The sequence below is a fragment of the Streptomyces sp. NBC_00876 genome (assembly GCF_045207435.1).
Lineage (GTDB): Bacteria > Actinomycetota > Actinomycetes > Streptomycetales > Streptomycetaceae > Streptomyces.
The window spans coordinates 7,587,310-7,604,879 of the sequence record NZ_CP108800.1; the positions used below are offsets into that span (position 1 = coordinate 7,587,310).

Genomic DNA, 17,570 nt, shown 5'->3' on the forward strand with positions numbered 1-17,570 from the left:
GTGGTCAGTCGGTGAGTGTGCTGGGGTCGACGGGCGGCTGCGGCAGGTTCAGGGCCGCGAGCTCAGCCCGGCCGACGGCGTCGACCGGGAACGCCCAGGTGTTCACGAAGAAGTCCGTGAGGTCGTAGCCCGCGATCCGGCTGGAGCAGGTGGCCAGCGCCCGGTAGCGCTTGTCGTTCTCCGTGTAGTCCGACTGCGGGTTCTCCTCACGCACCAGCTTGTGCAGCCGGGGCCAGAAGTCGTCCCCGAAGGCGAGCTCCAACTGCCGCAGCGGCACGAGCTTCTCGTACGCGCCGAAGGACTTCTCGTACGTGAGGCCGGCGGTGCCGAACTTCGCCCGTGAGGTCTGGAAGGCGGTGAGCCCGGTCGCCGGGTCGACGGTGAGCAGATTGGACGGCTGGTGCAGGGTGCGCTGCGCGGCCAGCGAGTAGATGTTCACCGTGACCTCGGTCAGGCCGCCCGGCTTGTACGCCATCTGCTGGTGCAGGTGGCCGAGCTCGTGGTAGAGCCCCCAGCCGCGGGTGCGCAGTCCCTCCACGGTGGTGGCCCGGTCGAGGTACGCCCTCGGGAAGCCGTTGTAGCCGTGCGTGGCGTAGGCGCCGACACCGGTGGGCACCTTGCTGACCTCGGTGAAGTGGTACGGCCCCGCCTTGCGCCGGTGCACCGGCTTCGAGCCGTCGAGTCCGCTGATGCGGGCGTGCGAGTCGATGACCGTCTCGACCAGCGAGAGCAGCGCGGCATGGTCCTCGCCGCGGTACAGCAGTGCGCCCTCACGGGTCAGGGTCATGATCGTGTTCGGTCCGTGGAGCTCCACCCAGGGCGAGGCGGTCAGCGTGTCGAGCCGGCGTTGGTACTCGGCCTCGGTGGTGCGTCCCAGGGTGAAGACCGGCATGGGGACGGCGCCGGAGCGGAACACCACGCCCGCCCGCTCGCCATGGCCGGTGAGGGTCAGATAGACCGGGCCGCCGTGCGGGTCGGTCACGGTGTTGGCCCCCGCGGTGAGCGGGTAGCCGCGCGGCTCGGTGATCTCGCCGTAGTAGTCCCAGGCACCGATCCAGAGGGTGGGCACCAGGCCGTCGTACGGCTGGACCGTGAGCGAGAGCGGGGCGGCTGCGGGAGCGTACAGACCGGTCGGCTGGAACTCCGAGCCGCGCAGGGCCTGCGCCAGCCGCAGCCGTTCGGCCTCGGCGGCGGGGCGGGCGGTGACGGTCAGTGAGAGAGGGCGGACGCCGGGGCGGCCGGGGGCGGCCTGTGCGGCGGTGGCGGTGGCGCCGAGCGCGACCACCGCTCCCGCACCTGCGGCGAGGACGGCGCGACGGCCGACCGAGGGGGAATGCGGGGTGGAGGAACTGGGCTTACGCATGCGGAACTCTCCCTGCAGAAACGAATGAGGGGCGGAAGCGTGCGGAACGGGGTGAGGCGTTCCGTCAGCATGTAAGCGGTTGCTATCGAGCCGCAAGGGGAGTCGGGAAGTTACTGTTATTTACTATGGCCAACTGCGGACAGGCGGACAGTAACCGGTCACATGCGGCTGGACCTGTCGGCCCGGGGCGCAACGGAATCGCGTACCACGATGTGGGTGCCGAGCCGCAGCGCACCCGTGGTCGGCTCGCGCCAGTCGTCCTCGTCGCCGCCCGAGACGGCGAGCCGCACCGCCTGGCGTCCCATCTCCTCCAGCGGGACATGGACGGTGGTCAGCCGGGGACGCAGCTCCTGGGCGACCGGGATGTCGTCGTACCCCACCAGCGAGACGTCCCTGGGCACCCGCACACCGGCCTCCTCCAGAGCCTGCGCCGCCCCGGCCGCGACCATGTCGTTGGCCGCGAAGACAGCGGTGAACTCCGGCCCGTCCCGCAGGAGTTCGGTCATACGCCGGTAGCCGAAGTTACGGCTGAAGGCGCCGGGCTGAGCCAGTTCGGGATCGATGGCGACCCCGCGCAGCTCCAGGGCGCGCCGGTGGCCGGCCAGCCGGTCGCGGGTGGTGGAGAGCTTGGGCGGGCCGCCGAGGTAGAGGATCCGCTCGTGGCCCTGCATCAGCAGGTGGTCGGTGATGGCGAAGGCGCCGCCCTCGTTGTCGTACTCGACCGCCGCGGTCGGTGCGGCCTCGCCCAGGGGCGGCCTGCCGCACAGCACCAGTTTCGACCCGCCCGCGTCCAGCTCGCGGGCCCGACGGGCCAGTTCGGAGGTGTAGCCGCGGTCGGCGATGGATCCGCCGACCACCACGACCGCGTCCGCCCTGCGCTCGTGCATCAGGTCGATGAAGGCCAGCTCGCGCTGGGGGTCGCCCTGGGTGCAGCAGACCAGGCAGAGCCGCCCGCCGAGCGCCGCCTCGCGTTCCACGCCGCGTGCGATGTAGGCGTAGAACGGGTCGATGACCTCGTTGACGATGATGCCGACGGTGCGGTTGGAGACACCGGCCAGTGCGCGGGCGTGCGCGTTGACCACGTAACCGAGCTCGCGCATGGCGGACTCGACCCGCTCCCGGGTCGCCTCGGCGACGGGGTAGTTGCGGTTGAGGACGCGGGAGACGGTGGCCGTCGAGACGCCTGCGCGCCGTGCGACGTCGGTGACCGTCGCCCGCCGCTGTCCGTCCGCGGCCGTGCTCTGCCGGCGCATCCGGCTCACCCCCTGGTGGCTGTTGTGTGCCGCCGAGCCTAGAGCCTGCCCCGGCACGCTGTTCATGCGATCCTCCCCAGGTCGGCCCGGTGCACCGGATGGGCGAAGGGCTCGCCCCGTGCGTACCGCGCCAGCTCGTCGACGGCGAGCGCCCCGAGCCGGCCCACCTCGTTGCCCTGGGCGCCCGCCAGGTGCGGGGTGAGGAAGACGTTGGGCAGGTCCCACAGCGGGTGATCCGCGGGCAACGGCTCGGGTGAGGTGACGTCCAGGACCGCGTCGAGCCGCCCGCTGACCAGGTGTCCGGTCAGCGCCTCGGTGTCCACCAGGGGCCCGCGCGCCGTATTGACGAGCAGGGTGCCGGGGCGCATCAGGCCGATCCTGCGGGCGTCGATGATCCCGCGGGTCTCGGGGGTGTCCGGGGCGTGGACGCTCACCACGTCGCTGGTCGCCACGAGGGTGTCCAGGTCGGCCGGGGTCACTCCGAGGAGTTCGGCCTCGGCCGCGCTCACGTACGGGTCGTACAGGAGCACCTGGGCGTCCAGGACCCGCAGCAGTTCGATCACCCGGCGGCCGATCCGGGACGCGCCGACGATGCCGATGGTCAGCCCGTGGGTGCCGAGCCAGTGCTGCCGGTCGAGGTCGGCCCCGGTGCGGTGGGTGCGGCGGGTACGGAAGAGCCCCGCCAGGGGGAACACCCGTTTCGCGCCCATGATGATCGCGGCCAGGGTGAACTCCGCCACCGGCACGGCATTGGCCGCGGCGGCCGAGGAGACCTGGATCCCGCGGTCGAAGGCGTCCGGGGACAGAAACGTCTTCACCGTCCCCGCCGCATGGATCACCGCCCGCAGCTCCGGAGCCCTCTCCAGCAGTGCGGCGTCCACGGGCGGGCACCCCCAGCCGGTGAGCAGCACCTCCGCGCCGGCCAGTGCCCGCGTGGCGGCGGGGGAGTCGAACTCGCTGATCACGGACGGCTCGAGGAGTTCGGCGGTCTCCTCGAGGCGGGCCCGGACAGCGGGTGGGAAGACGTCGTCCAGCAGCCCGGGGCTCATGACCAGGACCGTGCGCGGGCGCCTCCCGGGCGGGGCCGCAGCATCGGCACCGCAATGAGCCGGCGCCTCTTCGGTGGTTCGCACCCTGCCTCCGGACAGTAATCGTTTTCTATGGAATGACCGGCACGCTAGGGAGCGTGACGGCCGACCGTCAAGCTTCGTGCTCCGTGAATTGCCCTGATTCTGACGTTATTTAGTCATCTGGGCGCACGAAATTCCTTCCTGGAACATCCCGGAACAAAGACGTTCGCCCAGATCTCTTGACGCTTGGGTTAACCGCTTACTAACTTGCGGCCGCATAAGGCTCACCACGCGCCACCCAGCCGAACAGGACGCACCATGGCTGACACAGCACCCCCGCTGCCGCGGGAAAAGCGGCGGAAGCGGGTCGAAGAACCCGCCCCGCCGGCCGGCCGGGCTCACGCGGCCCCACGCCGGCTGACACTCGGGCAGCGGATCAAGCGCGACCGGGTGATGCTGCTGCTCACCCTGCCCGGCCTGCTCTACTTCGTCGTCTTCCACTACGTGCCGCTGCTCGGGTACGTGGTGGCGTTCCAGGACTACCAGCCGTACCTCGGATACATGCACAGCGTCTGGGTGGGCTTCGCCAACTTCTCCGCGGCGTTCGCCGAACCGGCCTTCTGGAGTGCGACGTTCAACACCCTGGAGATCGCCCTCGTCCAGCTGGTGTTCTTCTTCCCGGTCCCCATCGCCCTGGCCCTGCTGCTCAACAGCATCGCCAGCGACCGGATCAGGCGCTTCGTGCAGAGCGTCGTCTATCTGCCGCACTTCATCGGCTGGGTCATCATCGTCTCGATCTTCCAGCAGATCCTGGGCGGCGCCGGGGTGCTGCCCGACGTCCTGGGCGGACTGGGGCTGCCGCGCTACGACATGATGAGCGACCCCGACGCCTTCCCCTGGCTGCTGACCCTCCAGGTGGCCTGGAAGGACGCGGGCTGGGGCACGATCATCATCCTCGCCGCGCTCCTCAACATCGACCGGCAGCAGTACGAGGCAGCCGCGATCGACGGCGCCGGGCCCCGGCGCCGCCTGTGGCACGTGACGCTGCCGGGCATCGCCCCCGTACTCATCCTGCTGCTGATCCTCAACCTCGGGCAGATCCTCTCCGTCGGCTTCGAGCAGATCCTGCTCCAGCGCGACGCGGTCGGCCCGGACGCGGGCGAGGTCCTGGACACCTACGTCTACTACCACGGCATCAAGGACAACGACTGGGGCGTCGCCGCCGCCGTCGGACTCGTCAAGGCGGTCATCGGCACCGCACTCGTGCTGGGCGCGAACAAGTTCGCCCACCGACTCGGCCACGAAGGGGTGTACCGCAGTGCTGACCGCTGAGAAGACGCGCGCCACGACCGGGAGTGCCCGGCCGGCGCCCCGTCCCGCTCCTCCCCGCAAGTCCGACGGCAGGCCCCCGTGGATGGAGCGCCCGACCCGCATCGGACAGGCCGCCAAGGCGGTCGCCGTCGTGGTGGTCGTCCTCGCCGTCGCCTACCCACTGGCCGGCGTCATCGGCACGAGCTTCGCCTCGCAGACCGACATCATCAAGAGCTCCGGCCTCGTCCTGTGGCCCGGCCACCCCACCCTCGACGCGTACCGCACGATCTTCACCGGCGGCGTCGTCACCCGGGCGCTGATCGTCTCGCTCGGCATCACCGTGTTCGGCACCCTCGCCAGCCTGCTCGTCACCGTCGGCATGGCGTACGGACTCTCCCGCCGCGAGGTCACCGGCTCCCGCTTCATCCTGATGACGGCCCTGTTCACGATGCTGTTCAACGCCGGCATCATCCCGAACTTCCTGCTGGTCAAGGGACTCGGCCTGTACGACACCTATGCGGCGCTCGTCATGCCCACCCTGGTCAGCGCCTTCAACCTCGTCGTCCTGCGCTCGTTCTTCATGAACCTGCCGGAGGAGCTGTACGACGCGGCGAAGGTCGACGGCGCCGGCGACCTGCGCATCCTGGTGCGGATCGTCCTGCCGCTGTCCAAGGCCGTACTCGCCGTGATCAGCCTCTTTTACGCGGTGACGTACTGGAACGCCTTCTTCAACTCGCTCCTGTACCTCAACGACTCCGAGAAGTGGCCGCTGCCCATGGTGCTGCGGACCTATGTGCTCCAGGGCCAGAGCCTGAACGCCGCGTCGGCCGGTGAGGTGCTCGCCCCGCAGCAGGCCGTCCAGATGGCGGTCCTCGTGATCGCCGTCGTCCCGATCCTCTGCGTCTACCCGTTCCTCCAGCGCTACTTCACCAAGGGCGTGCTCACGGGCGCCGTCAAGGGCTGAGCGCAGCCCCCGCCCCCCACTCCTTCCTTCCCCTCTCCCAAGGAGATCCAGGTGTCGAGCTCCACCCCCATCAACCGCAGATCACTGTTCCGCATGGGTGCGGGCATCGGTCTGGGACTGGCCGCCGCCCCGCTGCTCGCCGCCTGCGGCGACGGCGGCACGACCGCCAAGGCGGAGGCCAAGAGCGCCTCGCTGCTCCCGGACACCGCCGTCCGCAACATCGGCCTCAAGCCCGATCTGGCCGGCACCGCCGCCGGTGTCCCGCAGGGCTTCTTCAGCTACCCGGCCAAGCCGCTGAGGGCCACCGGGAAGACCCCGCTCAAGGGCGCGAAGCCGATCAGCGCGACGATGGAGACGTTCTCCCCGCCGCCGCCCTCGCGGGGCAGGAACGCCGCCTGGCAGGAGATCGAGAAGCTCCTCGGCGGCCAGGTGAACATCACCGCAGTGCCCGCCGACGACTACGGCACCAAGTTCTCCACCATGGTCGCCAGTGACAGCCTGCCCGACCTCTTCATGTACCCGGAGGTCGGCGGCGTCGACAACAAGTCCGGGTTCCTCCAGGCCACGTGCGCCGACCTGACTCCGTACCTCGCCGGCGACAAGGTCAAGGACTACCCGAATCTGGCCGCGATCCCGAAGGGTGCCTGGCAGGCCGCCATCTTCGGCGGAAAGCTCTTCGGCATCCCGATCGCGCGTACGGGGACCGGCGGCGCCGGCTTCTACCGGCACGACCTGTTCGAGGAGATCGGCATCACGAGCCTCGACCAGATCACCGGCCTCGACCGGTTCGTCGAGGCGTGCAAGGAGCTGACGCGGCCCAAGAAGGACCAGTACGCGATCATCGCGGGGGTCACCAACGTCCTCGCCATGTCGGCCGGCGCACCGTACTCCTGGCGGATGGACGCCAAGACCGGAAAGTTCACCACCGACCTGGAGACCCCGGAGTTCCGCAAGGCGGTGGAGACCGCGCGGTCGCTCTACAAAGCCGGCTGCTTCTACCCGGGCACCCTCCAGATGTCCGGGGCGCAGAAGGCCCAGTACACGGACATGTTCAAGAACGGCAAGGGCGCGTACGTCTACGACGGCATGCCCACCTACCTGGCACCCGGTGTCGGCTACATCGCCGCCATGAAGGCGATCGACAAGAAGTACGACCCGAGGCCCTTCGTGCCGTTCGGCTCCGCGCCCGTCGCCTGGATGGACAACGTCAAGCTGGAGAACACCCACGTCAAGAAGGCGTCCGAGGAGCGGGTGCGGCAGGTCCTCGCGCTGGCCGACTTCGCCGCCTCGCCGTTCGGGAGCCAGGAGTACACCCTCATCAACTACGGAGTCGAGGGCAAGGACTTCACCCGCGACGCCCAGGGCAACCCCGCGCTCACCAAACAGGGCACACAGGACGTCACCGTGCCCTGGAAGTTCATGGCCTCCGCGGTTCCCGCGATCTTCAGCGCCGACTCGGAGCAGGGCGTCCGCCACGTGCACGACGCCTTCACCAGGATGATCCCGATCATGGAGCCGGACCCGACGCTCCAGTACTCCTCGCCCACCTGGGACTCCAAGGGCTACGGCAGCCTCTACACGCTCAAGCAGGACGCGCTCAAGGACATCATCGCCGGCCGCAAGCCCATGTCCGCCTACGACCAGCTGGTCAAGGACTACCTGGCCAAGGGCGGCGAGCAGGCCCGCGGCGAGTTCGAGGACGCCTTCCAGAAGGGCGAGAAGTGACCACACGACGCTCGGTACTCGCACTCGGCGGGGCCGCGGTCGCCGCGGCCGTCGCCGTCCCGGTCCTCGGCTCTCCGGCCTCGGCGCGGCCGCACGGATTCGACCCGCAGCCCGGTTCCAACGGCGTCGGCGACCCGCTCTTCCCGACCCTCGGCAACGGCGGCTACCAGGTCGTCCACTACGACCTGACCTTCGACTTCACCCCGGTGACGTACGACTTCACCGCGACCGTGAAGATCAACGCCAGGGCCACCCAGGACCTCTCGGCCTTCAACCTGGACACCGACGGCCACACCATCGACTCCGTCACCGTCGCCGGGCGCCCCGCCGCCTGGGAGCTGACACCCGGACAGAGCGGCCAGGAGTTCACCATCACCCCGGCCCGCCCGCTCCACGACGGACAGGCGTTCACCACCGAGATCCGCTACCGGGGCAACGGCAAGGCACCCCGGCTCGGCCTCACCGGCTGGAAGTTCGGCACCGACGGCGGCTTCGCCTCGGCCGCCCAGTCCTCGCGCGCCGACACTTTCCTGCCGTGCAACGACACCCCGTCCGACAAGGCGACGTGGACCTTCCACATCAGCGCCCCCGAGGGCTTCGTCGCCACCGCCAACGGCGAGCTGACGCACCGGACCCCGCGCGCCGACGGCTCGGCCGTCTGGCACTTCGCCCTCCGCGAGCGCATGGCCACCGAACTCATCGGGATCGCCGTCGTCAAGGGCACCTACCTGTACGGCAGCAGCCATCGCGGACTGCCGCTGCGGCACATCGTCCCGCAGGGCCAGGAGGACAGGTACGGCCCGATCGTGGCCCGGACCGCCGACCATCTCGCGTGGCTGGAGGCGAAGTTCGGCCGCTACCCCTTCTCCGTCTACGGGCTCCACATCTACGACGGCTACACCGACGCCCTGGAGAACCAGACCCTCTCGCTGTTCTCCACCAATTGGTTCAAGCTCAATGCAGCGGGTCAGCCGGGCTACGAGACCACCATGGTCCACGAGCTCGTCCACCAGTGGTTCGGCGACTCCGTCACCCCGGACGACTGGCAGCAGGCCTGGCTCAACGAGGGACCCGCGGTGTACTACGCGGGCCTCTACGGCGAGGAGCGCGGCTGGTCGGTCCTCGCCGACAAGATGAAGTCGACGTACGAGAAGCTCGACGCGGTCCGCGCCGCCGACGGCCCGCCCGGACTGCCCAAGGCGCTCGGCGGAACGAACATCTACGACGGCGGCGCGCTCGTCCTGTACGCCCTGAACCAGCAGATCGGCGGGCGCGCGTTCGACAAGGTCATGCGTGAGTGGGTGACGCGCTTCAAGGACTCCACCTACACCAGCGAGGCCTTCATCCGGCACACCGCCGACGTCACCGGCGACAGCTCCGTGGACCCGTTCCTGCGCGACTGGCTCTTCGGGGCCGTCAACCCGCCCATGCCCGGCCACCCCGACTGGAAGGCCACCGCGTGAACCGCACCGTGAACGTCGTACGAACAGCCGCCGCTGCCGCCACCGCCGCTGTCCTGGCCGCCCTCCTCACGGCCCCGGCCGCCCAGGCCGCCCCCGGCGCCCGCACCCTGTACGCGGCCCCGGACGGCCGCGGCGCCTCCTGCACCCAGGCCCGGCCCTGTACCCCCGAAGGGGCCCGTGACCTGGCCCGCACGGTGACCGGACGCGACGTCCGCGTCGTCCTCGAGGACGGTACGTACCGGCTCGACGCACCCCTGAAGCTCGGCGCCGCGGACTCCGGCGTCTCCTGGACCGCGGCCCCCGGCGCCCGCCCCGTCCTCTCCGGCGGACAGGACATCACGGGCTGGCGGCAGAACACCGACGGCACCTGGAGCGCCCGCGTCCCCGCCGGCCTCACCCCGCGCCAGCTCTTCGTCGACGGCAGGCGCGCGACCCGCGCCCGCGGCGAGGCGTGCGCGGCCGCCACGTGCGACGCGACGAAGACCGGCATGACGGGCGCCACCGCCACCGGGATCGACCGCTGGCAGCGCCCCACCGACGCCGAGGCCGTCATCCGGGTCCGCTGGCGCGACTACCACTGCCGGATCACGGGCGTCAGCGGCGACACCATGACCTTCGCCCAGCCCTGCTGGACCAACTCGGCGAGCGGCACGGACCGCACCGGCCCCGCCTGGGACTCCACCACGGTCGACTCCACCCGCTACAGCGGCGTCGCGTTCTTCGAGAACGCCCCCGAACTCCTCGACCGTCCGGGCGAGTTCGTCTGGAACTCGCAGGACCGCACCGTCACCTACCTGCCGCGCAAGGGCGAGGACATGCGCCGGGCGCAGGCCATCACTCCGCACACCGAACAGCTGCTCGTCGTCGACGGCGCCCACGACGTCACCGTCGGCGGGATCGGCTTCGCGTATGCGGCGTACCGACAGCCCGGCACCGACGAGGGCTATGCGGGCATGCAGGCCGGTCTCACCCTGACCGGAGCCACCGGCCCCGTCGACCACGCGGGCCGCTACTACACCAAGCCCGCCGCCGCGGTCACCGTCCGCGGCGGCCGGCGGGTGAGCATCGACAACAGCCGCTTCACCCATCTCGGCGGGGCCGGCGCGATCCTGGAAGCCGGCACGAAGGACAGCTCCCTGACCCGTTCGTCCTTCACCGATCTGTCCTCGGGAGCGGTGTACGTCGGCGACACCGAGCCGTTGCCCGGGGCCGAACTCGCCGGGGAGCGGAACACCGTCGCGTACAACACGATCAGCCGCTCCGGTGTCGAGTACACCGACTCGGTGGGCATCTGGGCCGGCTACGAGGCGGAGCTGACCGTCGACCACAACAGCCTGGACCACCTCCCGTACTCCGGGATCTCCGTCGGCTGGGGCTGGAACCAGCCCGAGGCCCAGAAGTCCGTACTGCGTGACAACAAGGTGACCGCCAACCGCATCACCGACGTCATGGAGGTCGCACAGCAGCAGCACGACGGCGGCGCGATCTACACCCAGGGCGCACAGCCCGGCACCGTCCTGAGCGGGAACTACATCAACCGTTCCGCCTACGGGAACACCGAACGCGACGGCAACGGCATCTACCTCGACGAGCAGTCCTCGCACATCACCGTCGAGCACAACGTCATCACCCGCATCGGCTACAAGTGGGTCTCCAACTGGGCGGACTACGGGATCGCCAACGCCGCGCGCGGCAACTGGACCGACACCGCCGCGCCCGCGCTCGCCGGCACCGGCTCCGTCATGACGGACAACCTCACCGGACTGGACCGGCTGCCCGCCGAAGCACTCGCCGTCGCCGCTCGCGCGGGTTCCCGCGGCGGACCGGTCGAGCAGCTGCGCACCGACCTCGCGCGCACCGGCACGGCCACCCAGTCCTCCACCGAGGGCACGGCCACGGCGGCGCTCGCCCTGGACGCCGACACCAACACGGACACCCGCACGCTCGCCGAAGCGGGTGCCTGGTGGCAGGCGGACCTCGGCACCGTCCGGCACATCCGGCAGGTGGAGGTCTGGAACAACTCCTCCTCCACCACGGCCGACTTCGACATCGTGACGGACGACGCCACCGTCCATGTCAGCGGGAAGGCGCTGCGCCCCACCGTGATCGACCTGGACAGCCGGACCCGCACCGTGAGGATCGTGACCTCGGGAACGGGCCGGGTCGCCCTCTCCCAGGTACTGATCCACCCCTGACACCCGCCCCGCACCCGGACGCCGGGCCGGCCGTCGAGGCCGGTCCGGCGTCCGCCCGCTCGTCCGCCCGCTCGTCCGCCCGCTCGTCCGCCCGCTCGTCCGCCCGCTCACGCGGCCAGGAATCCGCCGATCCGCTGCCGCAGTCCGTGCGGGTCCAGTCCGTGCGCCGCGAGGTGTTCATCCATCTGTCCGTAGCGCCGGAGCTCCTCGCGGGCCACACCGAGTCCCAGGATCCGGTGGGGGAGGGCGGCGAGCGCGTCGTTGGCCGCGCCCGTCGATGTGCCCGCCAGGTACGGCTCGACGACGACCACATCGGCGGTGGCCCGGTCGCCGGCCGCGCGGCGGAGCCCCTCGGCGTCGAACGGCCGCACGGTCGTGGCGTACAGCACGGTCGCATCGAGCCCCTCCGTCGCGGCGAGCACGTTGTCGAGCATCGGTCCGACGGCGACGACCACTCCGCGCCCGCCCTCCCGCACGGTGGTGAACCCGGCCGCCCCGCCCACCGGGCGCGCCCGGTCGTTGGACTGCAGCGACAGGCGCACGTACACCCGCCCGTCCCCGGCGGCCGCCGCCCGCAGCAGCGTCTCGGCCTCGTCGGGATGGCCCGGGACGTGCACGGTCCAGCCGTCCAGGGTGTCCATCAGCGCGACGTCCCCGGGCGACATGTGGGTGAATCCGCCGGCCGGCCAGTCGTACGAGGCCCCGGCACTCACCAGCACCCCGCCGACCCCCTGGTGGCCGAAGTCCAGCTTCACCTGTTCGAACGGCCGCTCCACCAGAAAGCTCGCGAAGGTGTGGACGATCGGCCGCATCCCGGTGAGCGCCATCCCGGCCCCGGCCCCGATGAGCAGCTGCTCGCGGATGCCGACGTTGACGACCCGGTCGGGGTGGTCCCGCTCGGCCCGGCCGAAGCCGTCGCGGCTGATCTCGGCCAGCACGAGCGCCAGACGGGGGTCCTCGTCGAGCAGCCGTGTGGTGGTGGCGATGAAGCGGTCACGCATCGTGTCCATGGGGGGGCCTCTTCTTCCGTTCCTGGTTTCCGTCGGGCTTGCGGGCGGTGCGGCTCAGCGCTTGGGGGCGACCCCGGCGACCACGGCCCGCGGCTGCCCGGGGTGCGGTGCGGTGAAGGCCGCGTACAGCGCCTCGTGGTCCCGCCCGTCCACGGAGCCGACCGACCAGCCCGCGGTCGCGAACCGGTCGGCGATTCCGCCGGGGCGGCCGTACGTCGCCGAGGCGTTGTCGATCACCACGGTGTGCAGCTGCTCCAGGCCGGCCGGACCGGCGTAGGCGATCGCCTCGTGGTTGCTGCCCTCGTCCAGCTCGGCGTCCCCGGTCAGCACCCACACCCGCGGGCCGGTCAGGCCCTGGGCCCGCAGCCCCAGCACGCTCCCCACGGCCAGGGGCAGCCCGTGCCCGAGCGATCCGCTGCCGATCTCGGCGCCGGGTACCAGCAGTCGGTCGGGGTGGTGGCCGAGCGGCGAGTCGTACGCGCCGAAGCCCGCCAGCAGCTCCTCGTCGAAGAAGCCGTGTGCGGCGAGGACCGCGTAGTACGCCATCGGCCCGTGCCCCTTCGACAGCAGGAAGCGGTCCCGGCCGGGCGCGTCGGCGGTCTCCGGTGTCACCCGCAGCACCCGGTCGTACAGCACCCACAGGGCGTCCAGGGTCGAGGTGGCGGCGGGGCCGTGCTTCTCGTCCCCGGTCATCAGGCTCATCAGCCGGGCCAGCTCGGTGTACTCGGGCGCCGGCGCGGCAGTCGTGTTCGTCATGCCGCTCAGCGTTCAACGTCAACCATGGTTGAGGTCAAGCGGTGAAAGGGGTTCGTGACCACCCGTTGAAGTGCGGTATTGTTCTCATGCGCGTTCGGCCAGGGGGAAAGCCCAGGTCAGGCGGGCAACGGGACGTGGCGCAGCTTGGTAGCGCACTTGACTGGGGGTCAAGGGGTCGCAGGTTCAAATCCTGTCGTCCCGACTGGAGACAGTCGAGGTCAAGGGCCGGTTTCGGAGCAATCCGAAACCGGCCCTTGACCATTTTTGGGGACCAGTTGGGGACCAGCTGGAGGTCCGGCGTCCTTGACCGGGGCAGCGGGTCAGCGGGTCATGACGATGGGGCTCGGGAGTGAGCGTGGTGCGCGCAGCACGCTGAGGTGTGCGGAGAGCGCCGCCCCGGCGGCCGTGATTTTGTGTACGTCGGGGTGCAGGTAGTGCTGGGTGGTGGTCAGGGAGCCGCGGCCGGTGATGCGTCGCAGGACGTGGACCTGCCGCCTGCGTCGGCGAACCAGGTCAGCCCGGTGTGTCGGAGGTCGTGGCGGCGCAGATGCTCGCGCTCGAAGAGCACCGGCGTGGCGGAGCGCCTGGCGGCCCGCCGTCATCCGAACCGCCCCGTCCTCCCGTCCGGCGAAGCCCCCGCCCCCGGCTTCTCGGAGCGGCCAGGCTACGTCACCCTGCTCTCCGCTTCCCCCGCCGCTCCTCGCATCACCGACGACGGCACCCGCGCCCGCAGCCGGTCCGGCGGGTAGAACTGCCGGGCCCAGTGGCGGAACGGGCCGATCGGGCCGTCGCCGCGGGCCAGCCGGGGCGGAGACACGTACCGCTTCGTCGCCCAGACCGGGAAGTCCTGGGACACGAAAGCGCAGTTGCCCCGGAACATCAGACCCGCCAGCAGCCGGTGTACCGAGCCGCTCACCCAGCGGGCCAGCGGGGCCGGGAGGGCGGCCGGCTCGGCCACCTCGAAGCGGCTCGTCTGGCGCAGCTGGAAGGCCGCGGGCGCGATCATCGTGGTCGTGTATACGGCACAGGTGCGCACCCCGAACCGAGGGAGCGCCGTGCACACGTGCACCCGGCTGATCCCGTTGCCCTCCAGCGTCACCTCCAGCGGACTAGCTCCCAGCAGCGGCACCCGCTCCTCGGAGCGGACAGAGACCCGGAAGGACCGCCCCTCGAAGACCGCCGGCTCGGCTACCTCCGACGCGCCCCAGCCGTGCAGCGGCGTGAAGTGCCCGATGTCCACCGTGTTCTCGACCACGTCCTGGCTGTGCCCCGCCATCTCCCACGCGGCCCACCGCGGCGCCCGCGTCCCGAGCGTGTGCCAGGGCGTGAGCTCCCAGTCCGGCGCCCGCCCGTCGTGGTGCCGCCACACGAAGACGGCGCCGTCGACCTCGCGCACCGGCAGCAGGGTCAGGTCCGAGGACGGCGGCGGGGGCGTGCCGTACCCCGTCCGCGTGCAGGCGCCGTCCGGGCCGAAGGCGAAGCGGTGGAAGGGGCACAGCAGTTCGTCGCCCTCCAGCGCGCCGAGCCCGAGGTGCGCCCCCAGGTGCGGGCAGTACGGGCGGACCGCCCGCACCTCGCCGTCGCGGAGCCGGTAGAGCACCACGTCCTCGCCCTGGAGCGGCCGGGTCAGCAGCGCCCCCCGCACCACCTCCGAGGAGAACGCCACCGAGAACCAGCCGTCGGGGTACGGCAGGACTGGCTCGTGCGCGTCGGCCGGGCTCGGGCCCTCCGTGAGCGCCCGGGTGTGTCCGCGCCTCACAGCTCGACCAGCACCTTGCCGAAGGACGCCGCGCGGTCGGTGTACAGGCTGCGGTAGGCGGCGGGAATGGAGTCGAAGCCGTGGTGCACGGTCTGCTGGTAGCGGATCTCACCTGCGCGCACCAGCGGCCCCAGCTCGGCGTGCAGCGCCGCCCAGTTGTCCTCGGTGAACCACTCCAGCGCGAAGATCCCGCGGATCGTCGTGCGCGGGAACATGATGTACGGCAGCAGCCGGGGCCCGGTCCACTCGCCGCCGACCTGGCTCGCCCACTGCCAGCACACCGCGACCCGGCTGTCCACGGTGAGCATCGTGAAGACGGTGTCGGTCATGACCCCGCCGAGGTTGTCGAAGTACCGGTCGACGCCGCCAGGAGCCGCCTTCGCCAGGTCCTCGCGGAGCTGCGCCGGGTCCCCGCCGTGCCGGAAGACGACGACGGCGTCGAAGCCGAGCGCCGTCAGCCGCGCCGCCTTCTCCGGCGAACCGGTCGTGCCCACCACCCGCGCGCCCGCCCGCTTCGCCAGCTGCCCGACCAGCGTGCCGATCGCGCCGGACGCGCCGCTGATCAGGACCGTGTCGCCGGGCCGTACGGCCAGGAAGGTGGTGAGGGCGCCCCACGCGGTCATCCCGGCGCCGCCGAGGATGCCGAGCGCGGTGCTCAGCGGCAACCCCTCGTCGTAGTGGGCCGGGTCCAGCTTCCGGTACGCGGGGAAGACCATCGGGAACGTGCCGGTCTGCCACAGCGCCCCCGCGCCGTTGCTGACCAGGTGGGTGCGCCAGCCGCCGAAGCCCTGCACGAGGTCCCCGACGCCGAACATCGCCCGCGGTCCGGCCGCCAGCACCTCCATGATCGAGTCGGCGCCCATGTGGTCGCCCACCGGGGTGTCCAGGGCGATCCCGTGGAGGTACGGGTCGACGGAGACGTACCGCGTGCGCAGCAGCATCTCGTCCTCGGCCAGGTCGGTGTCGAGCTCCTCCACCACCTTCACGTACATCCGGTCCACGTCCGGCACGCCGTCGTTGTGCTCGCTGACGATCCACTTCTCGGTCTTCACGGGGTCGCTCCTGCGGGTTCGATGAGTTGTACGGGGAGAGGGGCGCTGCCGTCGACGGAGGCGGTGAACGGCCGCCCGTCGTCGCGGCAGACGAAGTGCATGACGTGCCGTCCCGAGGCCGCGGCCCGGATCAGGCCGCCGGTGGTGGCCCAGACGCCGGACAGATAGAAGTCCGCGAGCCCCGGCAGTCCCGGACCGTGTCGCTTGACCTCCTGCTCCACGGTCTCGCCGCTGTCCACGAACGGCTGCCAGCCGAGCACCGTGCCGTCGTAGTTGCCGGTGTAGCGGACCTGGGTGAGCGGGGTGGACACGTCCCGCACCACGATCGCGTCCCGCAGCCCGGGGTGCCGCTCGTCGAGGAAGTCCACGATCGTGTCCCGCACCTGCCGCTTGGCCCGCTGGTAGTCGCGCCCGCGCCCGACCGGCAGTGTGTGCAGCTCCTCGCCGCGGCGGATCCGGGTGAACTGCTCGGGACCGGTGCTCAGCTCCCGCCACGGCGCGATGTCGCAGAAGTACGTGGCGTACACCACGGAGGTGCCCGGCGGCGACAGCTCCGGGTAGTGGCGGCTGCGGAACTGCACGTTGACGCTGGGGTGCCGGATGCCGGTGAGCCGTTCCGCGACCGCGTCCTCCAGGAGGTACGTGGTGCAGGGCTCGCCGTCCGGGAAGTGCCGGCGCAGCCCCAGGAAGACCGTGAGGTAGCCGGGGAAGACCATGTCGGGTTCCGTGATGGTCCGGGTGTACAGCTCCCGGTACGTGTCGGTGAGGTAGCGGCCCTTCAACAGGTCGAGGAGCGTGGTGCGCCCGTCGCAGGCGGAGACCACGATGTCCGCCCGCAGCTCCGTGCCGTCGCTCAGCCGGACCCCGGCCGCCCGGTCGTTCTCCACCAGGATCTCCACGACCCTGGCGTTGTACATGACCTCGCCGCCGAGCCCCCGGTAGCGCTCCTCGACCGAGCGGGCCAGGCCCAGCGAGCCGCCCTCGGGGACACCGGCCGAGGCGTCGGCGTGCGCCGCGAGCTGGAAGTAGAACGGCAGCACGGGGAAGTTGGGATGCTTCTCGTACAGGATGAAGTTGAACGCCTCGCGCAGCAGCGGGTCCCGGAAGCGCTGCGAGTAGTCCCGCATCAGCGTGCCGATGGAGCGCCGGATCACGTTGAAGTAGGGGACCAGGGACGCCAGCATCCGCCAGCGCTCCAGGCGGCCCATGAGCCCGACCGGGGTGAGGAACGGGTAGCGGGCCAGTGCCTTGCGGAAGGTCCGCAGCCCGGCGCAGAAGTCGCGGATCACCCGGGCGTCGCCGGGGGAGAGGGCGAGCAGGTGCGCTTCGAGGCGGTCCGGATCGGAGTAGAAGTGGACCGCCCGCCCGTCCCGGCCGCGCACCGTGTTGAACACGTCGAAGTTGCGCATCCGCTTGCCCTGGAGCGCGCCGAGCTCCAGCCAGATCTGGTGCATCTCGTTGCCCGGCCCGCTGCCGAGCAGCCAGCTCACACAGCAGTCGAGGGTGAAGTCGCCCCGGTCCCAGGCCGTGCAGGAGCCGCCCGGGATCTCGTGCATCTCCAGCACCCTGCTGCGATAGCCGTTCATCTGGGCGTAGCAGCCGGTGGAGAGCCCGCCGAGCCCTCCGCCGATGATCAGCATGGTCCTTCT

13 protein-coding genes, 1 tRNA gene and 1 pseudogene are annotated in these 17,570 nt (G+C 71.0%); 6 read left to right on the plus strand and 9 right to left on the minus strand.

Going from position 1 to position 17,570, the window contains the following annotated elements; translation table 11 throughout:
- Positions 1-4: 4 nt before the first annotated feature.
- The 3 genes from OG782_RS33215 to OG782_RS33225 all read right to left on the minus strand — a co-directional run bounded on the left by OG782_RS33215 (position 5) and on the right by OG782_RS33225 (position 3,665).
- The gene (locus tag OG782_RS33215; protein WP_406457400.1) at positions 5-1,363 is read right to left on the minus strand and encodes a M60 family metallopeptidase; all 1,359 of its coding nucleotides are present in this window, start codon (positions 1,361-1,363) and stop codon (positions 5-7) included.
- A 158-nt stretch (positions 1,364-1,521) separates the two neighbouring features.
- Complete coding sequence (locus OG782_RS33220) at positions 1,522-2,616, minus strand: LacI family DNA-binding transcriptional regulator (RefSeq protein ID WP_406459409.1); 1,095 nt, start codon at positions 2,614-2,616, stop codon at positions 1,522-1,524.
- 62 nt (positions 2,617-2,678) lie between these two features.
- Positions 2,679-3,665, minus strand: a complete 987-nt coding sequence (locus OG782_RS33225; protein ID WP_406457402.1) for a hydroxyacid dehydrogenase — start codon at positions 3,663-3,665, stop codon at positions 2,679-2,681.
- A 339-nt stretch (positions 3,666-4,004) separates the two neighbouring features.
- On the opposite strand from OG782_RS33225, the gene OG782_RS33230 reads away from it, so the two are divergent.
- From OG782_RS33230 to OG782_RS33250, 5 genes are all read left to right on the plus strand, one after another.
- The gene (locus OG782_RS33230) at positions 4,005-5,018 is read left to right on the plus strand and encodes an ABC transporter permease (protein WP_406457404.1); all 1,014 of its coding nucleotides are present in this window, start codon (positions 4,005-4,007) and stop codon (positions 5,016-5,018) included.
- An 82-nt stretch (positions 5,019-5,100) separates the two neighbouring features.
- A complete protein-coding gene (locus tag OG782_RS33235; protein WP_406457406.1) occupies positions 5,101-5,961 on the plus strand; it encodes a carbohydrate ABC transporter permease in 861 nt (286 codons plus the stop codon).
- Between the two features lie 51 nt (positions 5,962-6,012).
- Entirely contained in the window at positions 6,013-7,686 is a 1,674-nt protein-coding gene (locus OG782_RS33240; RefSeq protein ID WP_406457408.1) for an extracellular solute-binding protein, read from the plus strand.
- Positions 7,683-9,149: a M1 family metallopeptidase gene (locus OG782_RS33245; RefSeq protein WP_406457410.1), complete on the plus strand. Its 1,467-nt coding sequence runs from the start codon at positions 7,683-7,685 to the stop codon at positions 9,147-9,149. Before OG782_RS33240 ends, OG782_RS33245 begins: the two co-directional genes overlap by 4 nt.
- Complete coding sequence (locus OG782_RS33250) at positions 9,146-11,344, plus strand: right-handed parallel beta-helix repeat-containing protein (RefSeq protein ID WP_406457412.1); 2,199 nt, start codon at positions 9,146-9,148, stop codon at positions 11,342-11,344. The genes OG782_RS33245 and OG782_RS33250 overlap by 4 nt, the downstream gene beginning before the upstream one ends.
- Before the next feature lie 107 nt (positions 11,345-11,451).
- Here OG782_RS33250 and OG782_RS33255 read toward each other — a convergent pair whose 3' ends face one another.
- Both OG782_RS33255 and OG782_RS33260 read right to left on the minus strand, forming a co-directional pair.
- Positions 11,452-12,354, minus strand: coding sequence for a transketolase family protein (locus tag OG782_RS33255; protein ID WP_406457414.1), 903 nt, complete (start codon positions 12,352-12,354; stop codon positions 11,452-11,454).
- 54 nt (positions 12,355-12,408) lie between these two features.
- A complete protein-coding gene (locus OG782_RS33260; protein WP_406457416.1) occupies positions 12,409-13,110 on the minus strand; it encodes a transketolase in 702 nt (233 codons plus the stop codon).
- Between the two features lie 128 nt (positions 13,111-13,238).
- Between OG782_RS33260 and OG782_RS33265 the strand changes: the two genes are divergently transcribed.
- Positions 13,239-13,312: transfer RNA gene (locus tag OG782_RS33265), tRNA-Pro, on the plus strand.
- A 118-nt stretch (positions 13,313-13,430) separates the two neighbouring features.
- Here the strand turns inward: OG782_RS33265 and OG782_RS33270 are convergent.
- From OG782_RS33270 to OG782_RS33285, 4 genes and pseudogenes are all read right to left on the minus strand, one after another.
- Positions 13,431-13,663: pseudogene (locus tag OG782_RS33270) on the minus strand (site-specific integrase); the annotation flags it as partial.
- A gap of 111 nt (positions 13,664-13,774) precedes the next feature.
- Positions 13,775-14,869: a Rieske 2Fe-2S domain-containing protein gene (locus OG782_RS33275; protein WP_406457418.1), complete on the minus strand. Its 1,095-nt coding sequence runs from the start codon at positions 14,867-14,869 to the stop codon at positions 13,775-13,777.
- A complete protein-coding gene (locus OG782_RS33280; RefSeq protein WP_406457420.1) occupies positions 14,866-15,921 on the minus strand; it encodes an MDR family NADP-dependent oxidoreductase in 1,056 nt (351 codons plus the stop codon). The genes OG782_RS33275 and OG782_RS33280 overlap by 4 nt, the downstream gene beginning before the upstream one ends.
- Positions 15,918-17,561, minus strand: a complete 1,644-nt coding sequence (locus tag OG782_RS33285) for a phytoene desaturase family protein (RefSeq protein WP_406459411.1) — start codon at positions 17,559-17,561, stop codon at positions 15,918-15,920. Before OG782_RS33285 ends, OG782_RS33280 begins: the two co-directional genes overlap by 4 nt.
- Between the last annotated feature and the right edge of the window lie 9 nt (positions 17,562-17,570).

Excerpts from the sequence above, each read along its gene's own strand:
- OG782_RS33215 (WP_406457400.1), bottom strand. The coding sequence starts at position 1,363 with ATGCGTAAGCCCAGTTCCTCCACCCCGCATTCCCCCTCGGTCGGCCGT.
- OG782_RS33235 (WP_406457406.1), top strand. The coding sequence starts at position 5,101 with ATGGAGCGCCCGACCCGCATCGGACAGGCCGCCAAGGCGGTCGCCGTC.
- OG782_RS33220 (WP_406459409.1), bottom strand. The coding sequence starts at position 2,616 with ATGCGCCGGCAGAGCACGGCCGCGGACGGACAGCGGCGGGCGACGGTC.
- OG782_RS33225 (WP_406457402.1), bottom strand. The coding sequence starts at position 3,665 with ATGAGCCCCGGGCTGCTGGACGACGTCTTCCCACCCGCTGTCCGGGCC.
- OG782_RS33260 (WP_406457416.1), bottom strand. The coding sequence starts at position 13,110 with ATGACGAACACGACTGCCGCGCCGGCGCCCGAGTACACCGAGCTGGCC.
- OG782_RS33285 (WP_406459411.1), bottom strand. The coding sequence starts at position 17,561 with ATGCTGATCATCGGCGGAGGGCTCGGCGGGCTCTCCACCGGCTGCTAC.
- OG782_RS33230 (WP_406457404.1), top strand. The coding sequence starts at position 4,005 with ATGGCTGACACAGCACCCCCGCTGCCGCGGGAAAAGCGGCGGAAGCGG.
- OG782_RS33255 (WP_406457414.1), bottom strand. The coding sequence starts at position 12,354 with ATGGACACGATGCGTGACCGCTTCATCGCCACCACCACACGGCTGCTC.